General features: G+C 62.7%; 15 protein-coding genes. 10 read left to right on the forward strand and 5 right to left on the reverse strand.

Going from position 1 to position 20159, the window contains the following annotated elements; genetic code table 11:
* Nucleotides 1-231: 231 nt before the first annotated feature.
* Nucleotides 232-1293, reverse strand: a complete 1062-nt coding sequence (yejK, locus tag MUW49_RS00080; RefSeq protein ID WP_244812275.1) for a nucleoid-associated protein YejK — start codon at nucleotides 1291-1293, stop codon at nucleotides 232-234.
* A 73-nt stretch (nucleotides 1294-1366) separates the two neighbouring features.
* On the opposite strand from yejK, the gene MUW49_RS00085 reads away from it, so the two are divergent.
* The 10 genes from MUW49_RS00085 (at nucleotide 1367) to hdfR (ending at nucleotide 14552) form a co-directional block, all read left to right on the forward strand.
* The gene (locus tag MUW49_RS00085) at nucleotides 1367-1594 is read left to right on the forward strand and encodes a DUF1414 domain-containing protein (RefSeq protein ID WP_011705556.1); all 228 of its coding nucleotides are present in this window, start codon (nucleotides 1367-1369) and stop codon (nucleotides 1592-1594) included.
* 43 nt (nucleotides 1595-1637) lie between these two features.
* Nucleotides 1638-3485 (forward strand): DUF3413 domain-containing protein, encoded by a 1848-nt coding sequence (locus MUW49_RS00090; RefSeq protein ID WP_244812276.1) that lies wholly within the window; start codon nucleotides 1638-1640, stop codon nucleotides 3483-3485.
* A 261-nt stretch (nucleotides 3486-3746) separates the two neighbouring features.
* Complete coding sequence (locus MUW49_RS00095; RefSeq protein WP_043155298.1) at nucleotides 3747-5897, forward strand: TonB-dependent hemoglobin/transferrin/lactoferrin family receptor; 2151 nt, start codon at nucleotides 3747-3749, stop codon at nucleotides 5895-5897.
* Nucleotides 5897-7939, forward strand: coding sequence for a prolyl oligopeptidase family serine peptidase (locus tag MUW49_RS00100; RefSeq protein WP_244812277.1), 2043 nt, complete (start codon nucleotides 5897-5899; stop codon nucleotides 7937-7939). Before MUW49_RS00095 ends, MUW49_RS00100 begins: the two co-directional genes overlap by 1 nt.
* A gap of 29 nt (nucleotides 7940-7968) precedes the next feature.
* Nucleotides 7969-10380 (forward strand): proprotein convertase P-domain-containing protein, encoded by a 2412-nt coding sequence (locus MUW49_RS00105; protein WP_244812278.1) that lies wholly within the window; start codon nucleotides 7969-7971, stop codon nucleotides 10378-10380.
* A gap of 50 nt (nucleotides 10381-10430) precedes the next feature.
* Nucleotides 10431-11798: a DUF1566 domain-containing protein gene (locus MUW49_RS00110; protein WP_244812279.1), complete on the forward strand. Its 1368-nt coding sequence runs from the start codon at nucleotides 10431-10433 to the stop codon at nucleotides 11796-11798.
* Nucleotides 11795-12352, forward strand: a complete 558-nt coding sequence (locus MUW49_RS00115) for a DUF1566 domain-containing protein (RefSeq protein WP_244812280.1) — start codon at nucleotides 11795-11797, stop codon at nucleotides 12350-12352. Before MUW49_RS00110 ends, MUW49_RS00115 begins: the two co-directional genes overlap by 4 nt.
* 194 nt (nucleotides 12353-12546) lie before the next feature.
* Nucleotides 12547-13029, forward strand: coding sequence for a serine protease inhibitor ecotin (gene eco / locus MUW49_RS00120; protein ID WP_244812281.1), 483 nt, complete (start codon nucleotides 12547-12549; stop codon nucleotides 13027-13029).
* A 291-nt stretch (nucleotides 13030-13320) separates the two neighbouring features.
* Nucleotides 13321-13677 carry a DUF413 domain-containing protein gene (locus MUW49_RS00125; protein WP_010674239.1) on the forward strand — a complete coding sequence of 119 codons (357 nt, stop codon included), beginning with the start codon at nucleotides 13321-13323 and terminating at the stop codon, nucleotides 13675-13677.
* Entirely contained in the window at nucleotides 13677-14552 is an 876-nt protein-coding gene (gene hdfR, locus MUW49_RS00130; RefSeq protein ID WP_039038620.1) for an HTH-type transcriptional regulator HdfR, read from the forward strand. Before MUW49_RS00125 ends, hdfR begins: the two co-directional genes overlap by 1 nt.
* A 114-nt stretch (nucleotides 14553-14666) precedes the next feature.
* On the opposite strand, the gene tyrA is transcribed toward hdfR, so the two are convergent.
* From tyrA to glpD, 4 genes are all read right to left on the reverse strand, one after another.
* Nucleotides 14667-15806, reverse strand: a complete 1140-nt coding sequence (gene tyrA / locus MUW49_RS00135) for a bifunctional chorismate mutase/prephenate dehydrogenase (protein ID WP_183148687.1) — start codon at nucleotides 15804-15806, stop codon at nucleotides 14667-14669.
* Between the two features lie 118 nt (nucleotides 15807-15924).
* Nucleotides 15925-16998, reverse strand: a complete 1074-nt coding sequence (locus tag MUW49_RS00140) for a 3-deoxy-7-phosphoheptulonate synthase (RefSeq protein WP_010674236.1) — start codon at nucleotides 16996-16998, stop codon at nucleotides 15925-15927.
* Nucleotides 16999-17366: 368 nt separating this feature from the next.
* Nucleotides 17367-18449 (reverse strand): glycerophosphodiester phosphodiesterase, encoded by a 1083-nt coding sequence (glpQ, locus tag MUW49_RS00145; protein WP_109112656.1) that lies wholly within the window; start codon nucleotides 18447-18449, stop codon nucleotides 17367-17369.
* A 102-nt stretch (nucleotides 18450-18551) separates the two neighbouring features.
* Entirely contained in the window at nucleotides 18552-20039 is a 1488-nt protein-coding gene (gene glpD / locus MUW49_RS00150; RefSeq protein ID WP_244812282.1) for a glycerol-3-phosphate dehydrogenase, read from the reverse strand.
* Between the last annotated feature and the right edge of the window lie 120 nt (nucleotides 20040-20159).

A 20159-nucleotide genomic window follows, 5' to 3' on the forward strand; every position in this document is an offset into this window, starting at 1 on the left:
GGGATTTATCGCCATATTTTTGGCCTTGCACAGAAAACTAATTACCAAAAAGAAATAAATTTACACCAATGAAAGGGGTTTCACCTCAATGAAAACCCTTTCATCTCCATTATTTGGTTTAATGTGTTAACAAAAGTACCAAGCCGGATTCCAAGTTCATCTCCCCCTTAAATAAAAAGGCATCGGAGCGGACTCCGATGCCTTTTTGCCAGAAATGGCGAGTAGATCACATTATGACTGGCGCAGCAGCTGATCCTTGAGGTTGGGCGGCACACCACGGATGGTCAGCGTGTCGGTCTGGGGATCGTAAAACACCCGACTGTTCAACAGCTTCTGCTCGAAGCTCAAGGTCAGGCCGCCGCCGGAACCGACGAACTTGGTCAGGCCACGCAGGGTGGATCTGTCCGCCGGGAAGCGTTCCTCCAGCTCATATTCCTGACCGATGAAGCTGTAAAAATCGAGGTCGCCACCTCCCGCTTCTTTTGCGGAGAGCTCCGCCGAGAGCTCCTTGATCTCGATCTCTTCACCGGCGCTGGCCTGTTCGGTGCAATATTTGAAGACCTGTTTCTTGTAATCATTGCGCTCGGCGGGTTCGAGCTGACGGCTGTCGCAGTAATCGTCCACCGCCTGCAGCAAGCCTTTATTTTGCACCTTGGCATCCATGCCCTCGCGGGCACCCAGCAAGTCCATGAAAAAGTCCCCCAGCTTGCGGCCGACCCGCCCCTTGCTGAAGGTGATATAACGACGCGAATCCCCCTGGGTTTTCCACTCGGTCAGATCGATGCGGGCCACCAGGTTGAGTTTGCCGATATCCAGATAATGAATGTGACGCAGGTCCAGCGCCTCGCTGACGGTGACGCTCTCCTTGCCCTCCAGCAGGGCGATCATCAGGTAATCGACCCCGACATAGTTGTATTTGGCAATCAGCAACACGCCCTGCTCGTCCAAGGCGTGCTCCACCAACTGTTTGACCAGCATCTGGGTCAGGGTAATAGAGAAGGGGACGAATTCGGTCTGCTCGCCAAGCAGCTGTTCGAGGGCGATGCGAAAGGCCGGTGACGGCTGTCTGGGAGCCTCTTCACCTTCTGCCAGCTCGGCGACGTCGGCTTCCGGGTCGGCAAAGAAGCCGAAGCCCTTGCCACCCTTGCCGTTGTAGATGCGATGCAGTTCTGCCATCAGCCCTTGTACCGCCTCGTCGGCAGGCAGAGTCTGACTGCGGGTATCGGCGTGCGGCTGACCGTCATTGCCGGCGCGCAGGGAGTGAAGAATGATCTTGTCGATATCGAGACTCATGTCACAAAGCCATAGTGTTAGCCGAAAGGGTGAAGTATTATAAGGCGCTTTGAACCGAGATGAACCCAAGATTATGCCCATCGTATCAAAGTACAATAACGAGCAGTTTGACGCCCTGATGAACGACCTGATCACCGCCCTGGAGAAACACAAGGCGCCGGTGGATCTCAGTCTCATGGTGCTTGGCAACCTGACCACCAACATCATCAACGGTATGGCCCCGGCCCAGCGTCAGGCGATCACCGAGAAGTACATCCAGGCGCTCACCGCCTCGGTGGATCATCGCCACGATGCTCACTGAGTTTCTTCGCATTCTTTGATGTTTTTCAAGCAGATGGATCATTATGGTCGAAACCGGCAACCCCTATCGTGATAACGTTTCTCGCCTGATCACCTGGGGGCATTGGTTCTCCTTCTTCAACATCCTCCTGGCCATGCTGATCGCGACCCGCTATCTGGGTTCCATCAGCTGGCCATCGACCACGCTCGGGGTCACCTATCTCATCATCAGCTGGATAGGTCATTTCTCGTTCCTGAGCTTCGTCACCTATCTGCTGACCATCTTCCCCTTGAGCTTCGTGCTGCCCAGAGAGAAGCCACTGCGCTTCATCTCGGCCATCATCGCCACCCTGGCGCAGGTGCTGCTGCTCATCGACACCCAGGTGTTCCAGCTGTTCAAGTTCCACTTGAATGGCCAGGTGTGGCAACTGCTGCTGGATCAGGCCCAGACCGAAGAGGGCTCGATCTGGAGCATCATCTTCGTCGCCGTGCCCACCATCTTCCTGCTGCAACTGCTGCTGTCGGCCTATGTGTGGCGCAAGATCAACAAGCGCAAACGCCGCCAGTACGGCAATCAGGTGGGACTGGCCTTGCTGGTCTGCTTCATGCTGACTCACCTCGTCAACAGCTGGGCCGATGCAACCCTGTATCAGCCCATCACCATGCAGCGCGCCAACTTCCCGCTCTCCTACCCCATGACAGCCAGAAGCTTCCTGGCCAAGCATGGCTGGCTCGATCTCGAGCAGTATGAGAAGAAGGCCGAGAACCAGGGTAGCGCCGAGCATCGCCTGCTCTACCCCCTGCGCCCCCTCAGCGTGAGTGCCCCGGCCGAGCACAAGAACCTGCTGGTGGTGGTGGTCGACTCCCTGCGGGCCGACATGCTCAACAACATCAACATGCCCAATCTGCAGCGCTATGCGGATCAACACCTCAACTTTGCCAACCACATGAGTGGCGGCAACGATGACGCCATGGGGATGTTCAGCCTCTTCTACGGGCTGCCGGGCCACTACTATGGCGATATCCGTGCCGACAAGCGCCCGCCGGTGCTGTTCGACGAGATGCTGCGCCAGGACTACCAGTTCGGCTTGTTCGGTGCGCTGGAAGATGCCCAGCAATATCAGCAGAGCCTGCTCGCTGGCCTGCGCAAGCAGGTGTTTGTCTCCCGCCAGAGTGATGACACTCGCCTCATCGGCGACTGGCAGCAGTGGCTTGGCACACGCACCGCGGACAGGCCCTGGTTCTCCCTGGTCTATCTCTCGAGCCCGGGGGATTATCAGGTGCCCGCCAGCCTCAAGGGCCCCTTCCAGCCCGAGCTGACGCGCTTCAACCCGGCCACCGCCTATAGACCCGAGAACCTGCAAAAGCTGGAGAATCGCTACAAGAACTCGGTGTTCTACACCGACCAACTGCTGGAGCAGATGCTCTCCCGGCTGCAGCAGCAGGGGCTGAGTGAACAGACCATAGTCGTCATCACCTCCAATCACGGCCAGGAGTTCAACGAAACCCAGAGCAACAGCTGGGGCTATGGCAGCAACTACTCCCCCTATCAGGTGCAGGTTCCTTTGGTGCTCGCCTGGCCCGGTGTCGAGAGCCAGCCACAGGAGCAGGCAAGCAGCCACCTGGATCTGGTGCCGACCCTGATGAAGGGCATGCTGGGGGTACGTAACCCCCCTCGGGACTACAGCACGGGGCGCAGCCTGTTCGACAACAGCCCGCGCAACTGGCTGCTGGCCGGCGATCAGAATGACTTTGCCATCTATCAGGACAACACCATCACCCAGTTCAACAAGCAGGGTGACTTCGAACTGCTGGATCGCGCCACCTATCGCCCCATCAAGCACGGCACCCCGGACATGGGGGCCATGATCCAGGTGATGAACGAGCTCAACCGCTTCTATCGCACCCCATAGGTGCTCGCACGCATCCAACCAGCCCGCCTTCTCGGCGGGCTTTTTATTGTCTCAAGATCCAGGCGGGACACTCCACTTCCCCTCCCCCGGTCAGTGCCCTTCACAAACGTATGCCCTGCAACTACTGATTCATCTCTCAAAAAAATGCAGTCTGATCAAGATCATAAAACAAAGATGATAATGATTATCAATCGTTGATACGAAGGGATTCATCTGCAATAATCCGCGCCCTTCAGGCTTAAATAAAAATCATTATCAACAATGAAAACACTGCTTCACTACTGGCCCATGCTGCTGTCCGGTACAGCCCTGGCCGCCAGCGATCCCGCCGGGACAGATCCCGAACCCAGGGCCCACGAGACCATAGTGGTCAAGGGACAGCGCATCGAGCAGAAGCTGTCCGATGTCTCCGGCTCCATCACCGTCATCACGGAGGTAGAGCTGGATCGCCAGATCGCCACCGAGCTCACCGACGTGTTCAAGAACGAGCCCGGGGTCTCGGTGACCGGCTCCGCCGGCCGGCCGCAGAACATCATCATCCGCGGCATGGGCGGCAACCGGGTGCTGATCATCAAGGATGGGGTGCGGGTCAGCGACGGCTTCGGCGCCGACGACCTCAACGACAAGGTGGGCCGTTTCAGCTTCGATCTCGATGACGTCAAGCAGATTGAGGTCGCCAAGGGGGCCGGCTCCTCCCTCCATGGCTCGGACGCCATCGGCGGCACCATCGTCATCAGCACCAAGCAGCCAGAGGACTACCTGCAGGGGCAGGATGCCTATCTGGGCAGCAAGGTGCTGCAGGACGGCAGCAGCGACAAGCAGAAGCTGAGCGCCACCGGCGCCGCCCGGCTGCTGGATAGCGAGCACCTGCTGCGGGTCTCCGGCTGGCAGGGGCACGAGACCGCCAACTATGACGAGAGCCGCATCCCGGCGGATCTGGACGGCCTCAGCGCCTCCACCAGCTCCCGCTTCCCGCTAAGCGATCACCACCTGCTGCGCCTCGAGCTCGACTACTTCGAAGACAATGCGAAGCGGGATCAGGGGCCGCGCGAAGTGCCCCAGCCCGACGGCAAGTGGCAGGTGCGCCAGTACAGCGAACAGGGCAGCCAGCGCACCCAGGGGGGCAAGCTTGGCTGGGAGGCGAACGATCTCGGCAGTCTGCTGGCGGATCAGTTCATCTGGAGCCTCTATGGCAACCACTCCAAGAACAGCGCCAACAAGCGCAGCCTGTTGCAAAACGACCTGCTGAGCGGCTATCCCCGCTACCGCAGCGAGCGGGAGCTCTCCACCTTCACCGAAGAGAGGGTCGGCAGCGAGCTGGACGTGCGCCGGGATCTCGTCACCGGCGACATCGCCCACAAGCTGAGCTACGGCGTCGAGCTGGAGCGTACCCGCCACGAGCGGCCGGTGGAGAAGCTGAGCCTGGAGGCGGGAGTGCCCCAGCCCAGCCAGTCCGAGCCCTTCAGCAGTGCCCGCACCGACCGGGCCGGCGTCTGGCTCGGCGATGTGGCGACCCTGGGCCGGTGGCAGTTCACCCCCACCCTGCGCATGGATCACCAGTGGCTGCGCCCGCAAGATGGCAACCAGGGCGAGAACCACAGCTGGCATCTCTCCCCGAGTCTTGCCACCAGCTACCGCGTCAACGAGCAGTGGCGCAGCTGGCTCAGCTATGCCAACGGCTTTCGGGCCCCCTCCTACGACAAGGTCTACGGCAACATTCCCCACTACTTCGCCCTGCCGCCATTCCAGATCATCGCCAACACGGATCTGAAGGAGGAGACCAGCCACAGCTTTGAGTGGGGGCTCAGCGGCGAGGGGGACAACTGGAGCATCAAGCCGGCCCTCTTCTACAACCGCTACAACAACTTCATCGACTGGCGCGAGGTGGGGCTGCGCCTGAGTGACGGCGTCATCCTGCGCCAGTACCGCAACGTGGCCAAGGCCGAGACCTGGGGCGCGGAAATCGCCGCCAGCTACTGGCTGACCCAGGAGTGGGAGCTGGCCACCAAGCTCGGCTGGGTCGACGGGGAAGACAGCCAGGGCGAGGCGCTGCGCACTCTGACCCCGCTGGAGGGCAACACTCGCCTGAGCTACCAGACCCATGATTGGAGCCTGGGGGTGCAGGCGGACTACGCCGCGGCCATGGACAGAGTGCCCACCTGCGGCAACAGCTTGACCAAGAGCCAGGATGCCTGCCTCACGAGCGCAGGCTGGTTCAGTCTCGCCATGACGGCGGACTGGCTGGTCACCGATGCCCTCAAGGTCAACCTCAAGCTCGATAACCTGTTCGACACCCGTTACACCCGCTATCAGGACGTGGCCGGGCTGGAAGCCGGTACCGACGCCTCCCTCTTCACCCAGAGCGGGCGCACCTTGAGTGCCAGCCTGCGCTACACCTTCGTGGGGATCTGATGCACAGCCTGTTTGTACTGGCCAGCCTACTGGCCACCCCGGCCCCTGCCGCCCCGCTTCCTGAGGCAACCCAGGTGGCAGCGCCCCTTATCCCCGAGCGTCCACAACTGATGAAGGGGGAGATAGCCCGCCTCGATCCCTATGGCGGCTGGCGTGACAACAGTCGCCGCGCCCCCGAGCTGCTGGCGCTGCTGCGCGAGCAGAACCGCTGGACCGACGAGCAACTCGCCGCCCAAAAGCCCCTCGAAACAACGCTGCAAGGCGAGTGGCAGGCCAGGGAGCGGGGCGAGCCCCTGCCAAAGGAGTGGCTGACTCAGGCGGGCAGCCAATGGCGCATGGAGGCGGACGGCAGCCTGTGGCAGCGCAGCGACGCCCGCTCCGCCTCCCGCCAGCGGCAGGCCCCCCGTCAGCCCGCCGAGGGTTACTACGAGATCGCCGCCTGGGCCCTTCACCCGGACGGGCACCTGCTTGCCCTGGCCGAAGACCGCAGGGGAGATCGGGACTACCGCATCACCCTGCTGGATCTGGCGAGTGGCGAGACACTGGCCTCTTTGCCTCACCGCGCCGGCGATCTGCTCTGGAGTCTGGATGGCAAGACCCTCTACACCCTCGCCAACGAGCGCCAGACCCTGCGCCCCTGGCAACTGCTGGCCTGGCAGGATGGCAAGGAGACCCTGGTGTATGAGGAGCGCGATCCCGCCTGGCTGCTCGGCCTCTATCGCACCACGGATCGCCGCCACCTGGTGCTGCAAAGCAACAACCACGACAGCTCGGAGCAATACCTGCTGGACGCGGGTCGGGCCGACCTGCTCAAGGGGCGCGAGCGCGGCCTCGAATACTACCTGGATACCCAGGGGGACAGGGTGCTGCTCAAGAGCAACCGGGACGGCGCCCTCGGCCTCTATCAGGTGGCCGACTTGAGCCTGGTGGCGAAGGGAGAGTGGCAACGGCTCTGGTCCGGCGAGGGCCGGGAACTCGAGAAGTGGCGCCTCTTTGCCCGGCACACCGTGCTGCAATACCGCAAGGAAGGGGATGATTGGCTCGATGTGCTGGATGCCAAGGGTGCGTTGACCCACAGCCTGCCGCTCACCGATGGCGCAGGCACGGCCTGGATCCAGGGCAGCCAGGAACCGGCCAGCGACAAGGTGCTCATTCGCCGCCAGGGGATGGCCGAGCCACCTCACCAGCGCTGGCTGGATCTCGCCTCCGGCGCCTGGGAGGGGACACCCGAGAGCAGGGACACTTCTCCCTATCAGAGCGAGCGACGCTGGATCGCGGGCAAGGATGGGGTCAAGGTGCCTGTCTCCCTGGTCTGGCGCAAGGGCATTACCCACCCCAGGGCACTGCTGCTCTACGGCTATGGGGCCTACGGCACCCCCATGCGTCCCTACTACCAGCCCCGGGTGCTGAGCCTGCTGGATCGCGGCTTTGTCTACGCCATCGCCCATGTGCGCGGGGGCGGTCTGCTCGGCGAATCCTGGTACCGGGAGGGTCGTGGCCGGGACAAACAGCACAGCGTGGATGATTTTCTCGCCGTGGCCGATGCCCTGGCACGGGATCCCGCCATCGATCCCGCCCGGCTGTTTGCCATGGGCGGCAGCGCCGGCGGCCTGCTGGTGGCAGCGGCACTCAACCAGGCGCCCACCCGTTTCGCCGGGGCCGTGCTGCAAGTTCCCTTCGTCGACCTGCTGGGCACCATGCAGGATCCCGAGCTGCCCCTCACCCGGCAGGAGTACGCCGAGTGGGGCAATCCGGCCATCCCGGGTGACTATGCCGCGATGCGCAGCCTGAGCCCCTACGACAACCTGCACAAGGCCCCTTATCCCCCCGTCTATGTGACGGGCGGCCTGCACGACAGTCAGGTGCCCTACTGGGAACCCCTCAAGTGGATAGCCCGCCTGCGATCCCATAGCACGGGAACAGGCCCCTATCTGCTGCGCACCGAACTCGACGGCGGCCACCTGGGCGCCCCCCGAACGGCGGCGCTGCGTGCGGCGCAGGAGTTTGCCTTCCTGCTCACCCTGGCGGGCGTCAACCACTGACCCCTTGCCCTCTTTTTCTGGAGTGAACCATGAAACCCTCTTCCCTGGCCCTCTGGCTGGCGGCAACCCTGATCTCATCGCCGCTGCTGGCGGCCGAGCTGCAGTTTGTCGATGAACACCCCCTGAGCATCACGCCCCAGGCCTGGCTCGAGAGCCGCCTCGGCGTGACGCTGGCCCCCGACTACGACAGGGCCAGCCTGCTCGGCCACCATTACAGCTTTCGCCAGCTGGTGAACGGCCTGCCGGTGGCCGCCACCCAGGCCGCCGTCGGTGTCGACGGGGACGGCCGCCCCTGGCGCCTCTATCACAACCTGCGCCCCTTGCAGAGCACAGCGCCCGGCTGCGATGCCAGCGACACCCTGGATCCCCTGCTCGCCACCCTGCGCACCGACGGCAACCAGATAGAGACGCTGGGGCCGGTCGAAGCCTGGTACTGGCGAGACGGCGATACCCTGGTGCCTGCCCTGCGCCAGCGGGTGCGCGAGCACAAGGCAGGCAATGCCAAGGCCAGCCAGGTGCAGCTGTTTGCCCGTTGCGACGGGGAGCAGGAGCTTGGCCGTCTCGGGGATCAGGCAACTACCCGCCCTCTGCATGTCGCCGACGCAGGCGATCAGCAGGTTCAGGCCCGGGTGTTCGACCCCGATCCCCGCACCCGCCTGCAGGACGCCAGCCTGGTCTGGCACGACACGCTGGTGCTGGCACAGGCCGCCTACCAGGATCCGGTTCCCCTGCCGGTGAGCCTACAAGCCGGGCAGTATCGCCTGAGCGGCCCCCATGCCAGGGTGGTGGATGTCATGGCCCCCGAATCGGCCCCCTACAGCAGCAGTGACGTGCAGGGTTTTCGCCTGACCCGTGACGATCGCGGCTTTGCGGACATCAACGCCTACTACCATCTGGATCTCGCCCAGCGCCACCTCAAGGCGCTCGGCTTCACCGATCTCATCCCCGGAGCGCTCGACATCGACACGGACGCGGGCTATCAGGACAACTCCCTCTACGATCCGTTCGAACGCAGGCTGGAGCTGGGTCGCAGCGGCGTGCCCGATGCCGAGGATCCCATGGTCATCTGGCACGAGTTCGGCCACGGGGTACAGCACCACATCCTGCCGGATCTCGGGGAAGAGGGTGACTGGGGAGCCATCGGCGAGGGCTTTGGCGACTACCTGGCCGCCAGTCATCGCCAGCGCAGCGAAGCCGGTCGCCAGTTCGAACCCGCCATGGTGTTCAACTGGGATGCCCGCTTCACCGACCGCACCCCGCGCCAGCTCGACGATCTGCGCGCCCGCTACCATCCGGACTACCGCTACCCCGCCCACCGCACCATCAACGGCAGCAACGGGGATCAGCTCTGGGGCACCCCGCTGTTCCAGGCCCTGCTGACGGCGGTGGCCGAGCACGGCGAGGCGGCTAGGGACGAGTTTGATCGCGTCATCATCGAATCCCACTTCGGCCTGGGGCCGGCCATTCGCATGCCGCAACTGGCCCGGATCACCGTGGATACCGCCGCCCGTCTCTACCCGACGCGAGCCTATGCCCGTCTGCTTGAGCAGGCATTTCGTCAGCACGGGCTGCTGCAAGCTCCCGTCTATATCGCCCTCGCCGAGGGGAGCGCCATCCCGCTGGGGCAGCGCCAGTCGGTGCAGCTGACCCTCAGCAACCCGGGCAAAGGGGAAGTGACCCTCAACGAGCTGGCCCTCACCCTGCCAACCGGGTTGCAGGCCGATCCTGACAACTGGCAACCAGCAACCCTGGCCGCCGGTGCCAGCATGACCACCACCCTGCGCCTGCTGGCCCAGAGCCCGCTCGCCTGCGGCGACGAGGCGAGCCTCTCGGTGAATCTCGCCATGAGCGGTACCAGCCCCACCGAGCGCCAGTGGCAGCAATCCCTGACCCTGCCCATCGGCACCCCCGTCATCAGCCGGGCCAGTGGTCGGTCACAGCGACTGAACGATGCCCAGAGCGAGGAGGTGCGCGGCTTGAGCGAAACCAGCCTACTGCTGGAGAAGAGCGATGCCCGTGTGAGCGACAGGCTGCAACTGAGCCTGGATCTGCAGCACGAGGCGCTGGATGAGCTGGAGATCTGGCTCAGCTCCCCCGCCGGCACCCGGGTCCAGATCTGGGACAAGGGTTACAGCCCCCTGCCGAGCCTGAAAGGGGTCTTCCCCACCGAGTTGCAGTCCCTGCAACCCTTCAGCGCCTTCGAAGGAGAACCCCTGGCCGGTCGCTGGACCCTGGAGGTGGTGGACAGCAAACCGGGAAATCAGGGTTTCCTGAACGGGTGGAGCATCAGTCAGCGTACCGGCGCCCAGTGCGGCAACACCGTGCCCGTGCCGGATGACGGCATCATCCGCTTCGATACCTCGGACAGCAGTGGCGGGGGGACCTTCTCCCTGCTCTGGCTGCTGCCGCTGGCCCTGTGGCGCCGTCTGCGTCGCCTCTGACTCTCCCTATATAAAGAAGAGAGGGGCCAAGGCCCCTCCAAGGACACACCATGACCATGAGAATGACCCCGATCGTCTGCCTGCTGGCCCCCCTGCTCAGCGCCTGTGGCGGCGGTTCGGACGAGGCTCCCCTGACCGCGCCGGACTACCGCCTGACGGTCAGCCTGCCCGCTGCGGGCACCCTGTGCATCAACCTGAACCAGAACGACGGCTGCGAAGCCAATGAGCCCGCCGTCAGCGGCGAGGCCGGTGCCCACACTCTGACCCGGCGCCACCCTGATCTGCTCACCACTCCCCTGCTGTTCATTCCGGCGGATCCCGCCGCCCTGCCCCTGGCCCACCCGGCGGCGCGCCAGGACAACCAGCACCTCACCCCCAGCCCCCTCAGCACCCTGCTGCAGACGCGTATCTCGGACGGGCTGCCACCGGCTCAGGCCCTGACGGACGTGCTGCTCGCCCTGGCGCCCCTTCACCCCGGCCCAGATCTGGCGGCACTGGCGCAGCTGGGCGACTTCAACCGCGCCCTCGCCGAGCTGGCCCTCACCGCCTTCGATGACGAGGCCACCCTGCCCACCTTTGCCGCCAGCGAACGCCGCCTGCAGATCTGGCAGGGGCTGGTCACCCTGCTGCCCGAGCTCGCCCGGCACTTTGCCGCCAGCCCCGAGCTCCTGAGCCAGCAGGACAGACTCGCCGCCGTGCTGATGCAGCAGCAACCCCGGGCGTTGGTGACCGCAGGTGGCGTCACCACCTACACGGACGGGGTGGATTACCTGCTCACCCAGGAGCCTGCCGATCACCCGGGCCAGGAGGCGAGCCTGGGCCTGGCGCCCCTGCGCTATCGCAAGCTGGACGGCAAGGGGCAACCCCTGGCGGACAATGCCGACGAGTGGGAGTGCGTGGAGGATCTCAATACCGGCCTCGTCTGGGAGAAGAAGCTGGCGGATCCGGACAGTCCGAGGGATCTGCACCGCACCTTCGCCTGGGAGTTCGACGACTATCACCCGACCCAGGAGGAGCGGGATTACGCCTGCCCCGAAGGGGAGGCCATCTGCACCACGGAGCAGTACCGTCAGTGGCTCAATGCACAGCAACTGTGCGGCATCACCCACTGGCGCCTGCCCCACGCCCGTGAGCTGATGAGTTTGCAGCACTACGGATCCCTCGCCCGCCAGGATGGCCAGCTCGTCACCCTGGATGTGCGCTACTTCCCCGATGTCGGTACCACCACCACAGACTTCAGCGGCTACTACTGGAGCCAGACCCTGACCCCGTCCCGCCGGCTGGAGAGCGCGCCTCTGAGCGCCATCGCCCACATCTTCCTCGGCGAGGACGCCGGTGCCGACTATCCCACCCCAGTTCAAAACAGCAATGACGCCAACGGTCTGCAACTGCGCCTGGTGGCCGAGGTAACCCGATGAACAAGTATCTTCTGACCCTGCTGCTCACCCTGTGCAGCCCCCTGGCACTGGCCATCGCCATCTGCGACGACGCCCTGCCCCGTACCAGCCCCACCGCCCGTTTCCAGGATCACGGCAACGGCACCGTCACTGACAGGGGCACCGGTCTGACCTGGATGCGCTGCCAGCTCGGCCAGACCTGGCGCAACCAGAGCTGCGAGGGGGAACCCACCCGCCTCTACTGGCAACAGGCACTGCAGACGGCGGAACGGATCCGCACCGAACCGAGCCATGCCCTGTATGGCTTTGGTGGTCATCACGACTGGCGCCTGCCCACCATCAAGGAGCTCGCCAGCATTCTGGAGTCCGCCTGTTACAAACCGGCATTGAACGAAACCATCTTCCCCCGCGCCATGGCCGGGGATGGCAAGGAGGTGAACGACGGCTATGTCTATCTCTGGTCTTCTACCCCGGTGCCGGCCCTTCAGGGCGTCGCTTACCTGGACATCACCAGCGGCTCCGTCGCCCAACGCGCCCCCCGCTCTTGGGCGAAACAGATTCTGCTGGTGAGGTGACAGCCTGGCCATGGGGGCCACCCGGCCCCCTGTTTGACACGAGGCAAGAAGCGCCAGGGTGACCCTGGCCGTCAAAAAAGCATCAAATTGCGTCATGTGATGCCTGTTCAGGGCGGTTTTGCACGCCGCAGCGCTGGCATGAAACCGGCAGAGCGGTTAGTCTAGCGGCGTTGAACCAATCCCAAGAGGTACAGATGAAAACCGTGTTGCGTTTTAGCCTGCTGGGCGCCTTGTTATTGGGTGGCCATGCCTTCGCCACCGAACCGAAAAAATTTGATATCAGCATGTTCCCCGCCGCCGAAGTGAACCAGGAACGTGTCGTGATCCGTCTGCCGGAAGTCGAGAACGAAGCCGACATGATGGTCGAGCTGCAAGTCGGCAAGAAGATGCTGGTCGACTGCAACCTGCCCCGCTTCGCGGGCAATCTGGAACAGCACAGCGTCAAGGGCTGGGGTTACAACTACCTGACTCTGGGCCAGGTCACCGGCCCCGTCAGCACCCTGATGGCCTGCCCGGACGGCCAGAAGAAGGAGAGTTTCGTCCAGATCTACGGTCAGGGCTTCTTCGTGAACTACAACTCCAAGCTGCCCTTCGTCATCTATGTGCCCCAGGAGTACGAGGTGCGCTATCGTCTGTGGCGTGCCGACAACCTGGCACAGCCAGCCATGATTGAGTGAGTGCCGCGCACTCGGGTTCAGCTCAGTCATGATGACAAAAAGGCGCCATACGGCGCCTTATTTTTAGCTTCCGGGCCCGTTTTTGAGCGGTTTTTCCTGTACAAAATCTGACATAACTCCACTATTTTTCAGGCTTTTTTGTGCAGCGCACCGCAAAATGCCCCCTCGGGATGCGACAAACTCTGTTCGATAAAAGATATTTATTAACATAGTAAGAAAATTGATTTTGCACTCTGCGACGGCCTGATGATACTTGCCCGCAAAGGTCAAACTAACCAGAACAAGAGCACTATGAGCTTCGAATCAGACAAGCGTTTCAACGACTTCAAACATTTTCCCCGTGGCCTGCGTCGCAGTGGCGAATTCACCGTGGCAGAAGCGGACAGTCTGGAAAAATATGGCACCGTGATGCTGGCGCTCTATCAGGGCAACCTGGCCCCGCGCGATGACGTAGAAAGTGCCTTTATCGAACAGGTCAAATCCGGCGCAGCCGGCAACAACCCCCACGCCAAGGTGTGGTTCAAATACCTGAAGGTGATTGGTCCCAAGCGCGTGCACCGTCTGTGCACCGTCGCAGGCGGCGCCAATGAAGATGCGGGTGGCAGCTTTGAAGGCGGCGGTGGCGGCAGCGACGAGTCCCTCGATTAATGGATACCGAGCTGCTTCGGACCTTCATCGAGGTCAGCAAGACCCGGCACTTTGGCCGGGCGGCTGAAAATCTCTACCTGACCCAGTCGGCGGTGAGCTTCCGGATCCGCCAGCTCGAGCAGCAACTCGGGGTCAGCCTGTTTGCCCGTCATCGCAACAACATCCGCCTGACTGCCTCCGGTGAGCGTCTGCTGCCCTACGCAGACGCCATTCTGCATACTTTGGGGCGCGCCAAGCAGGACGTGGCCCTCTCCCCCGGTTTCAGCCAGCAGCTTGCCATCGGTGCCCCCGCCGTCTTCTGGGAGCTCGACTTCAACGACTGGCTGAACCATGTCTATGCCCTGGCCCCCGGCCTCGCGGTGCGCCTCGAAACGGCCTCCCGCGAGCACCTCTGTCGCCAGTTGCTGGAGCGCTCCCTCGATCTGGCCCTGCTCTCCGAGCCGACCAAGATCGACGAGATTGCCCTGCACCCCATCGGCGAGCTGGTGTTCGAACTGGTAAGCCGGGAGCCGGCCGCAAACGCCGACAGCCTGATGCAGATGCCCCACATTCATCTCGACTGGGGCACCAGCTTCGAACCGCCATCGAGCCGGTTGCAAAGCCTGCAGAAGACCCCAGTTCTGCATTCGAGCTCCGCCAGCATGGCCCTGCAATTCGTGCTGGCCAACGGCGGCGCCGCCTACCTGCCAAGGCGCATGGTGAGCCCCTTCCTGGAGCAGGGGCAGCTTCATCTGGTGGAAGGGGGCCAATCCCTGAGCCGCCCGCTCTACCTCGCCTATCTGGAGAAATCCGACCGCCGGGAGCTGATCGATCAGCTGCTGACCCTGCCGCTGGGCTGGCATGACGCCGACTTGCGTCAACCGCCTGCCGAATGAAACAGGGCGATTTCACGCCCAGACCTGTGTTTTCATCTGCCGTGGTTATCGGTGCAGCACAAACAACATGAAAAAGGGGCCATCAGGCCCCTTTTGTATGGATATCTTTGTGCATCAGCCGTGATGACGACGATCGTTGGCCTGGGCCAGCAGGGTGCGGCTCTCGCGCAGGAACTCCTCCGCCCGCTCGCCGAAGAAGCCGGAGACCTGGCTGAAGGCCTCGATGAAGCCCTCCCTGTCTCCCCGCTCCAGCAGGCCCAGCGCCTCGCCGAAGTTCTGGTAGTAGCGGCGGATCATCGCGAGGTTCTGGGGCGACGACAGTATGATGTCGGCGTAGAGATGGGGATCCTGGGCAAACAGCCGTCCCACCATGGCCAGCTCCAGCCGGTAGATGGGAGAGCTCAAGGCAAGCAGGCGGTCGATGTTGGCCTGCTCCCGGGAGAGATGCCAGCCGTAGGCGAAGGTAGCAAAGTGGCGCAGCGCCTGAATGAAGGTCATCGCCTCGTCGTGGGCCCTGGCCTCCACCTGCTGCAAACGCGCCCCCCAGATGGTCATCTGCTCCAGCAGCCACTGGCTGGCGGCGGGCTCGCGCCCCTGACAGCAGACAATCACCTGCTTGGCGAGGCTCGCCACGTCCGGCCCGAACATGGGGTGCAGCCCCAGCACCGGCCCCTGGTGTACCGCCAGCATATGGGCAAGCGGTTCACTCTTGACGCTGGTCACGTCCACCAGCAGGCAGTCCGCCGGCAGGTTGCCGAGCCGGTCGATCACCTGGCAGGTGACGTCGATGGGCACCGCCACCATCACCAGCCCGGCGCCGTGCAGGATCTCGTCGGCGCGTGGCCAATCGGCATGACCCAGGGTTTCGACCCGGTAGCCCGAGAGGCTGAACAGGTTGCCGAACAGGCGCCCAAGCTGCCCTTGGCCACCGATGATCACCACCTTGCCGAGCTCAGGCTTCATGCACTTGAAGTGGTGCTCCTTGTCGCTGGCGGACTCCAGAATATAGGACTCGCGCATCACCCGGCGCAGCACGTCCTCGATAAGGTCCCCCGGCACCCCCAGTACCTCGGCCTCGGCGCGTCGGCGGGCCAGCATGCTCGCCTCCCGATCCGGTGCATAGATGGGCAGGCCGTGCCGGCTCTTCACTTCCCCCACTTCCCCCACCAGGGCGAGACGGGCAGCCAGCAGATCAATCAGCTGCTTGTCCACCGCATCTATCTTGTCCCTGAGGGCATTCAACTCTTCCGCCATGTCCAGTCCCTGCTGGCGCCGCCCGCAGCGACGCCCTGTCATTCAAGAGGCAACAAGGTATCACTGCGTGGGCAGTGATACCTCGATGGTTCAATCAGTTACAACAAGATACCACGGCTTATGCCGATGTTCTGGCCAAAAGTGGTGCCGCCAGCTGGCTGTGGCAGCGGGCCAGCAGCGCATCCGTGGTCTCCCAGTCGATGCAGGCATCGGTGATGGAGACGCCGTAGCGCATCTCGCACTTGGGCTGCTCGCTGGACTGGTTGCCTTCGAACAGGTTGGATTCGAGCATCACCCCGATGATGGAGCGGTTGCCCTCCTGGATCTGGTGAATGACGTTGTCGGCCACCTTGGGCTGCAGCCGGTGATCCTTGCTGGAGTTGCCGTGGCTGCAATCCACCACCAGACCGGGCAGCAGGCCCGCCTTCTCCAGCGCCTCTTCCGCCAGCGATACATTGACCGAGTCGTAGTTCGGGTGCTTGCCGCCACGCAGGATCACGTGACCATCCGGGTTGCCCTGGGTCTGCAGCAGCGCGACCTGACCCTGCTGGTTGATCCCCATGAAAGCGTGGGGGCTGGAGGCCGCCTGCAGCGCATTGATGGCGGTGCCCAGGTTGCCGTCGGTGCCGTTCTTGAAGCCGACCGGCATGGAGAGGCCGGAGGCCATCTCCCTGTGGGTCTGGGATTCGGTGGTGCGGGCACCGATGGCCGACCAGGAGAAGAGCTCCGCCAGGTATTGCGGGCTGATGGGGTCGAGCGCCTCGGTGGCCAGGGGCAACTCCAGCTCGGCCAGCCAGCAGAGCAGCTCGCGGGCGCGGTGCAGACCCAGCTCCACGTCAAAGGTGCCGTCCAGGTTCGGATCGTTGATAAAGCCCTTCCAGCCGACCGTGGTGCGCGGCTTCTCAAAGTAGACCCGCATGACAATGTAGAGAGAGTCCTGATAGGCGTCATGCAGCGCTTTGAGTCTGGTTGCGTACTCTTTGGCAGCGTCCATGTCGTGGATGGAGCAGGGACCACAGATCACCAGCAGGCGGTGATCGCGACGGTGGATGATGTCGGCGATGGTATTGCGGGCCCCTTGCACGAATGCCAGCGCGCGATCGGAGATGGGCAGTTTCTCCTTGAGCTGGGCAGGCGTGATCATCACTTGTTCGGACTGGATATGGATGTTGTTCAGGGGATCTCTTTGCATTTTCTCATTCTCTCTACTGTTTCAAGCCAAGGGCGCTGACCGTTCACTTATATTTACACAAGTCAGCACTTTGTTACGCAACCGCCCCCACCTTACCAAGGAAAAACAAACAATCAAGTGAAACTAGCGTCTTTGCGCGCTGATAGATGGATAAATGACCAATAATGCAGGGTAAGACAACTCAAAAGTAGCGACTCGCGGGGCCAAACCAGCATCAAATCGTAAACATTTAATTACACCAATCCATTTCAATATCATCTCTCTGCCCCCTCTCATGACCCCTTATCCGGCCCCTCATCCCGGCGATGACGCCGGGCACAAAAAAGCGGGGCACCTGGCCCCGCTTGCATTCCCGTGTTGCTCTTCTTTTATTCTTTGCCGTGGGCCTTGATAGCCTCGACCGCCTTGTCGGGGAAGTCGCTGAATACCCCATCCACATCGGCCTGGTATAGGAAGATGTTGAGCAGGTCGGTGAAGTCTTTCGCATAGGCCGGGATCTGCCCCTCATCCTGACGGAAGGTATAAGGATGCACCTTGAGACCGGCCGCGTGGGCCTCTTTCACCATGCCGGTGAAGACCGGCTTGCCGGGAGTGCCCGGCTCGGTCACCACCATGGGTTTCCAGGGACCGATTCCCTCGGCATAGGTGGCGATGGTCTTCATGGCCCCCGGCTTGAACATCCAGTCGTAGTCATAGGGGGTCGCCTTGCCCTTGGCGTCGTAGACCATGGTCTCGTTCCAGTCGGTCTCGGCCATCAGCTGCACCAACTTCAAGTCCATACCCATGGCGGGCATCAGTTCGCCGTTGATGCGCTTGAGCTCGTTGGCATCGAAACACTGCAGATAGACCTTGTCGTTCTTGCTGGTGTAGCCGTACTCCTTCAGTACCTTGAGCACCGCCCTGGAGATGTCCTTGCCCTCGTGGCGGAACAGCCAGGGAGCCTTGATCTCCGGGTAGATACCGATGTGCTTGCCGGTGCTCTTGTTGAGCCCCTGGATCATCTCGATCTCTTCCTGGAAGGTGTGGATCCTGAAGCTCGACTTCCACAACGGGAAGCGCGCCGGATAGACCGGCACCTGCTTGCCGTCCACCAGCTGGAACGGCTCGGTCATGCGCAGGGAGCGCACCTCGTCCAGGGTGAAATCCACCACATAGTAGCGTCCGTCCGGGCGGGCCCGGCCGGGGAAGCGCTCGGCCACGTCCGTGATGCCATCAAGGAAGTGATCGTGCATCACCACCAGCTGGTCATCCTTGGTCATCACCAGGTCCTGCTCCAGATAGTCGGCGCCCATGCCATAGGCCAGGGCCTTGGATTCCAGGGTGTGTTCCGGCAGGTAACCGGAGGCACCACGGTGGGCGATCACGATTTTGCCTTCGTCGGCCGCCAGTGCGGGCAGCGCCAGGGCAGCCCCGAGGCCAAGGGCTATCAGGGTACGGTGAGGTTGCTTCATCAAGAGGTCTCGTTGTTATGGTGTCTAAGATGCAGGTAATTGTTATAGCAGGGGTTTATTGCAGTTTGACGGCGGGCGGCAAAGGCCGCCCGCCATGGGTCATCAGCAGGCTTCGGGCAGGGCGTGGTGGTGTTCGAGCAGCCAGGCACCGAGCTGCTGCTGTTCGGATTCCGACAGGCGCAGCCCCAGCTTGCTGCGGCGCCACAGAATGTCTTCCAGGCTGCAGGCCCACTCCCGCTCGATAAGGTAACGCACTTCGGATTCATACAGGCCGGCACCAAAGTGCTGGCCGCGCTCCTCCTTCAGCCAGAGCCGGGCATGGCTGCCGTAGGCTTCGGCGATGCGCAGGGCGCTGCGATCGTCGAGCCAGTCGAATTCCAGCGCAAAGGCACGCGCCAGTTCACGCACCGAGCAGTCGAACTCGCCACCGGGCAGCCGGCAGGAGGCGGTCCAGTCCTCTCCCATCTGGCTGAACCAGGGCTTGAGCTTGTTGCAGGCGGCCTGGGCCAGCTTGCGGTAGGTGGTGAGCTTGCCGCCAAACACCGACAAGAGCGGCGCGCCGTCGGATTCACCACTGAGCTCGAGCGTGTAGTCCCGGGTCACCGCCTGGGGTGAATCGGACTCGTCGTCACACAGGGGGCGCACCCCGGCATAGGTCCACACCACGTCTGCCGGGCTTATCTGCCTGGTGAAGTGGGCGTTGACCACCTTGCACAGGTAGTTGATCTCGGCATCGCTGATCTTGGCTTCCCGCGGGCTGCCCTTGTGCTCCACGTCCGTGGTGCCGATGAGGGAATAGTCCTGCTGGTAGGGGATAACGAAGACGATGCGGTTGTCCTCGTTTTGCAGGATGTAAGCCTCTTCGCGCTCATGGATGCGCGGCACTATCATGTGGCTCCCCTTGATGAGGCGAATGCCGCGGGGGGATTTCTCGCTCAGGCTCTCGTCATAGAAGGTCTTGACCCAGGGGCCCGCCGCATTGACCAGACCACGGCAGCTGACGGTGAATTGCTCGCCCCCTTCCCGCTCCAGCGTCAGGGTCCAGTGCTTGGATCCGCGCACCGCCTTGACGCAGCGGGTACGGGTCTGCACATCGGCGCCCTTGTCCCGCGCCAGCATGGCATTGAGCACCACCAGCCGGGCGTCGTCGACCCAGGCGTCCGAGTATTCAAAGCCCTTGTTGATGCCGCTCTTGAGACCGTCCTGCGGCAGGAAGCGCAGGCCGCAGCTCCCCTTGAGCTTGTCCCGCTTGGCCAGGTTGTCATAAAGGAAGAGACCGGCTCGGATCATCCAGGCCGGACGCAGGTGCGGGCGATGAGGCAGACGAAAACGCATGGGACGGGCGATGTGGGGAGCCATGCCGAGCAGGACCTCCCGCTCCGCCAGCGCCTCTTTCACCAGCCGGAATTCGTAATGTTCGAGGTAACGCAGGCCGCCGTGGATCAGCTTGCTGGAGTTGGACGAGGTGGCAGAGGCGAGATCGCTCGCCTCGAACAGCGCCACCTTCAGCCCCCGCCCCGCCGCATCTGCCGCGATGCCGACCCCGTTGATGCCGCCGCCGACGACGACCAGATCATAATGTTCGCTCATGTTCACCTACTTTCTTATTTTGTGTTTGCCATGACAGCAATGTTTGATTTCGCTCATATTAGAACATGAAAAACCAATAAACGAACATTTCGTGAGAGAAATGTGATCGCGATTGTTTTC

Source organism: Aeromonas sp. LsrichE-8G (assembly GCF_022869435.1).
Lineage (GTDB): Bacteria > Pseudomonadota > Gammaproteobacteria > Enterobacterales > Aeromonadaceae > Aeromonas > Aeromonas caviae.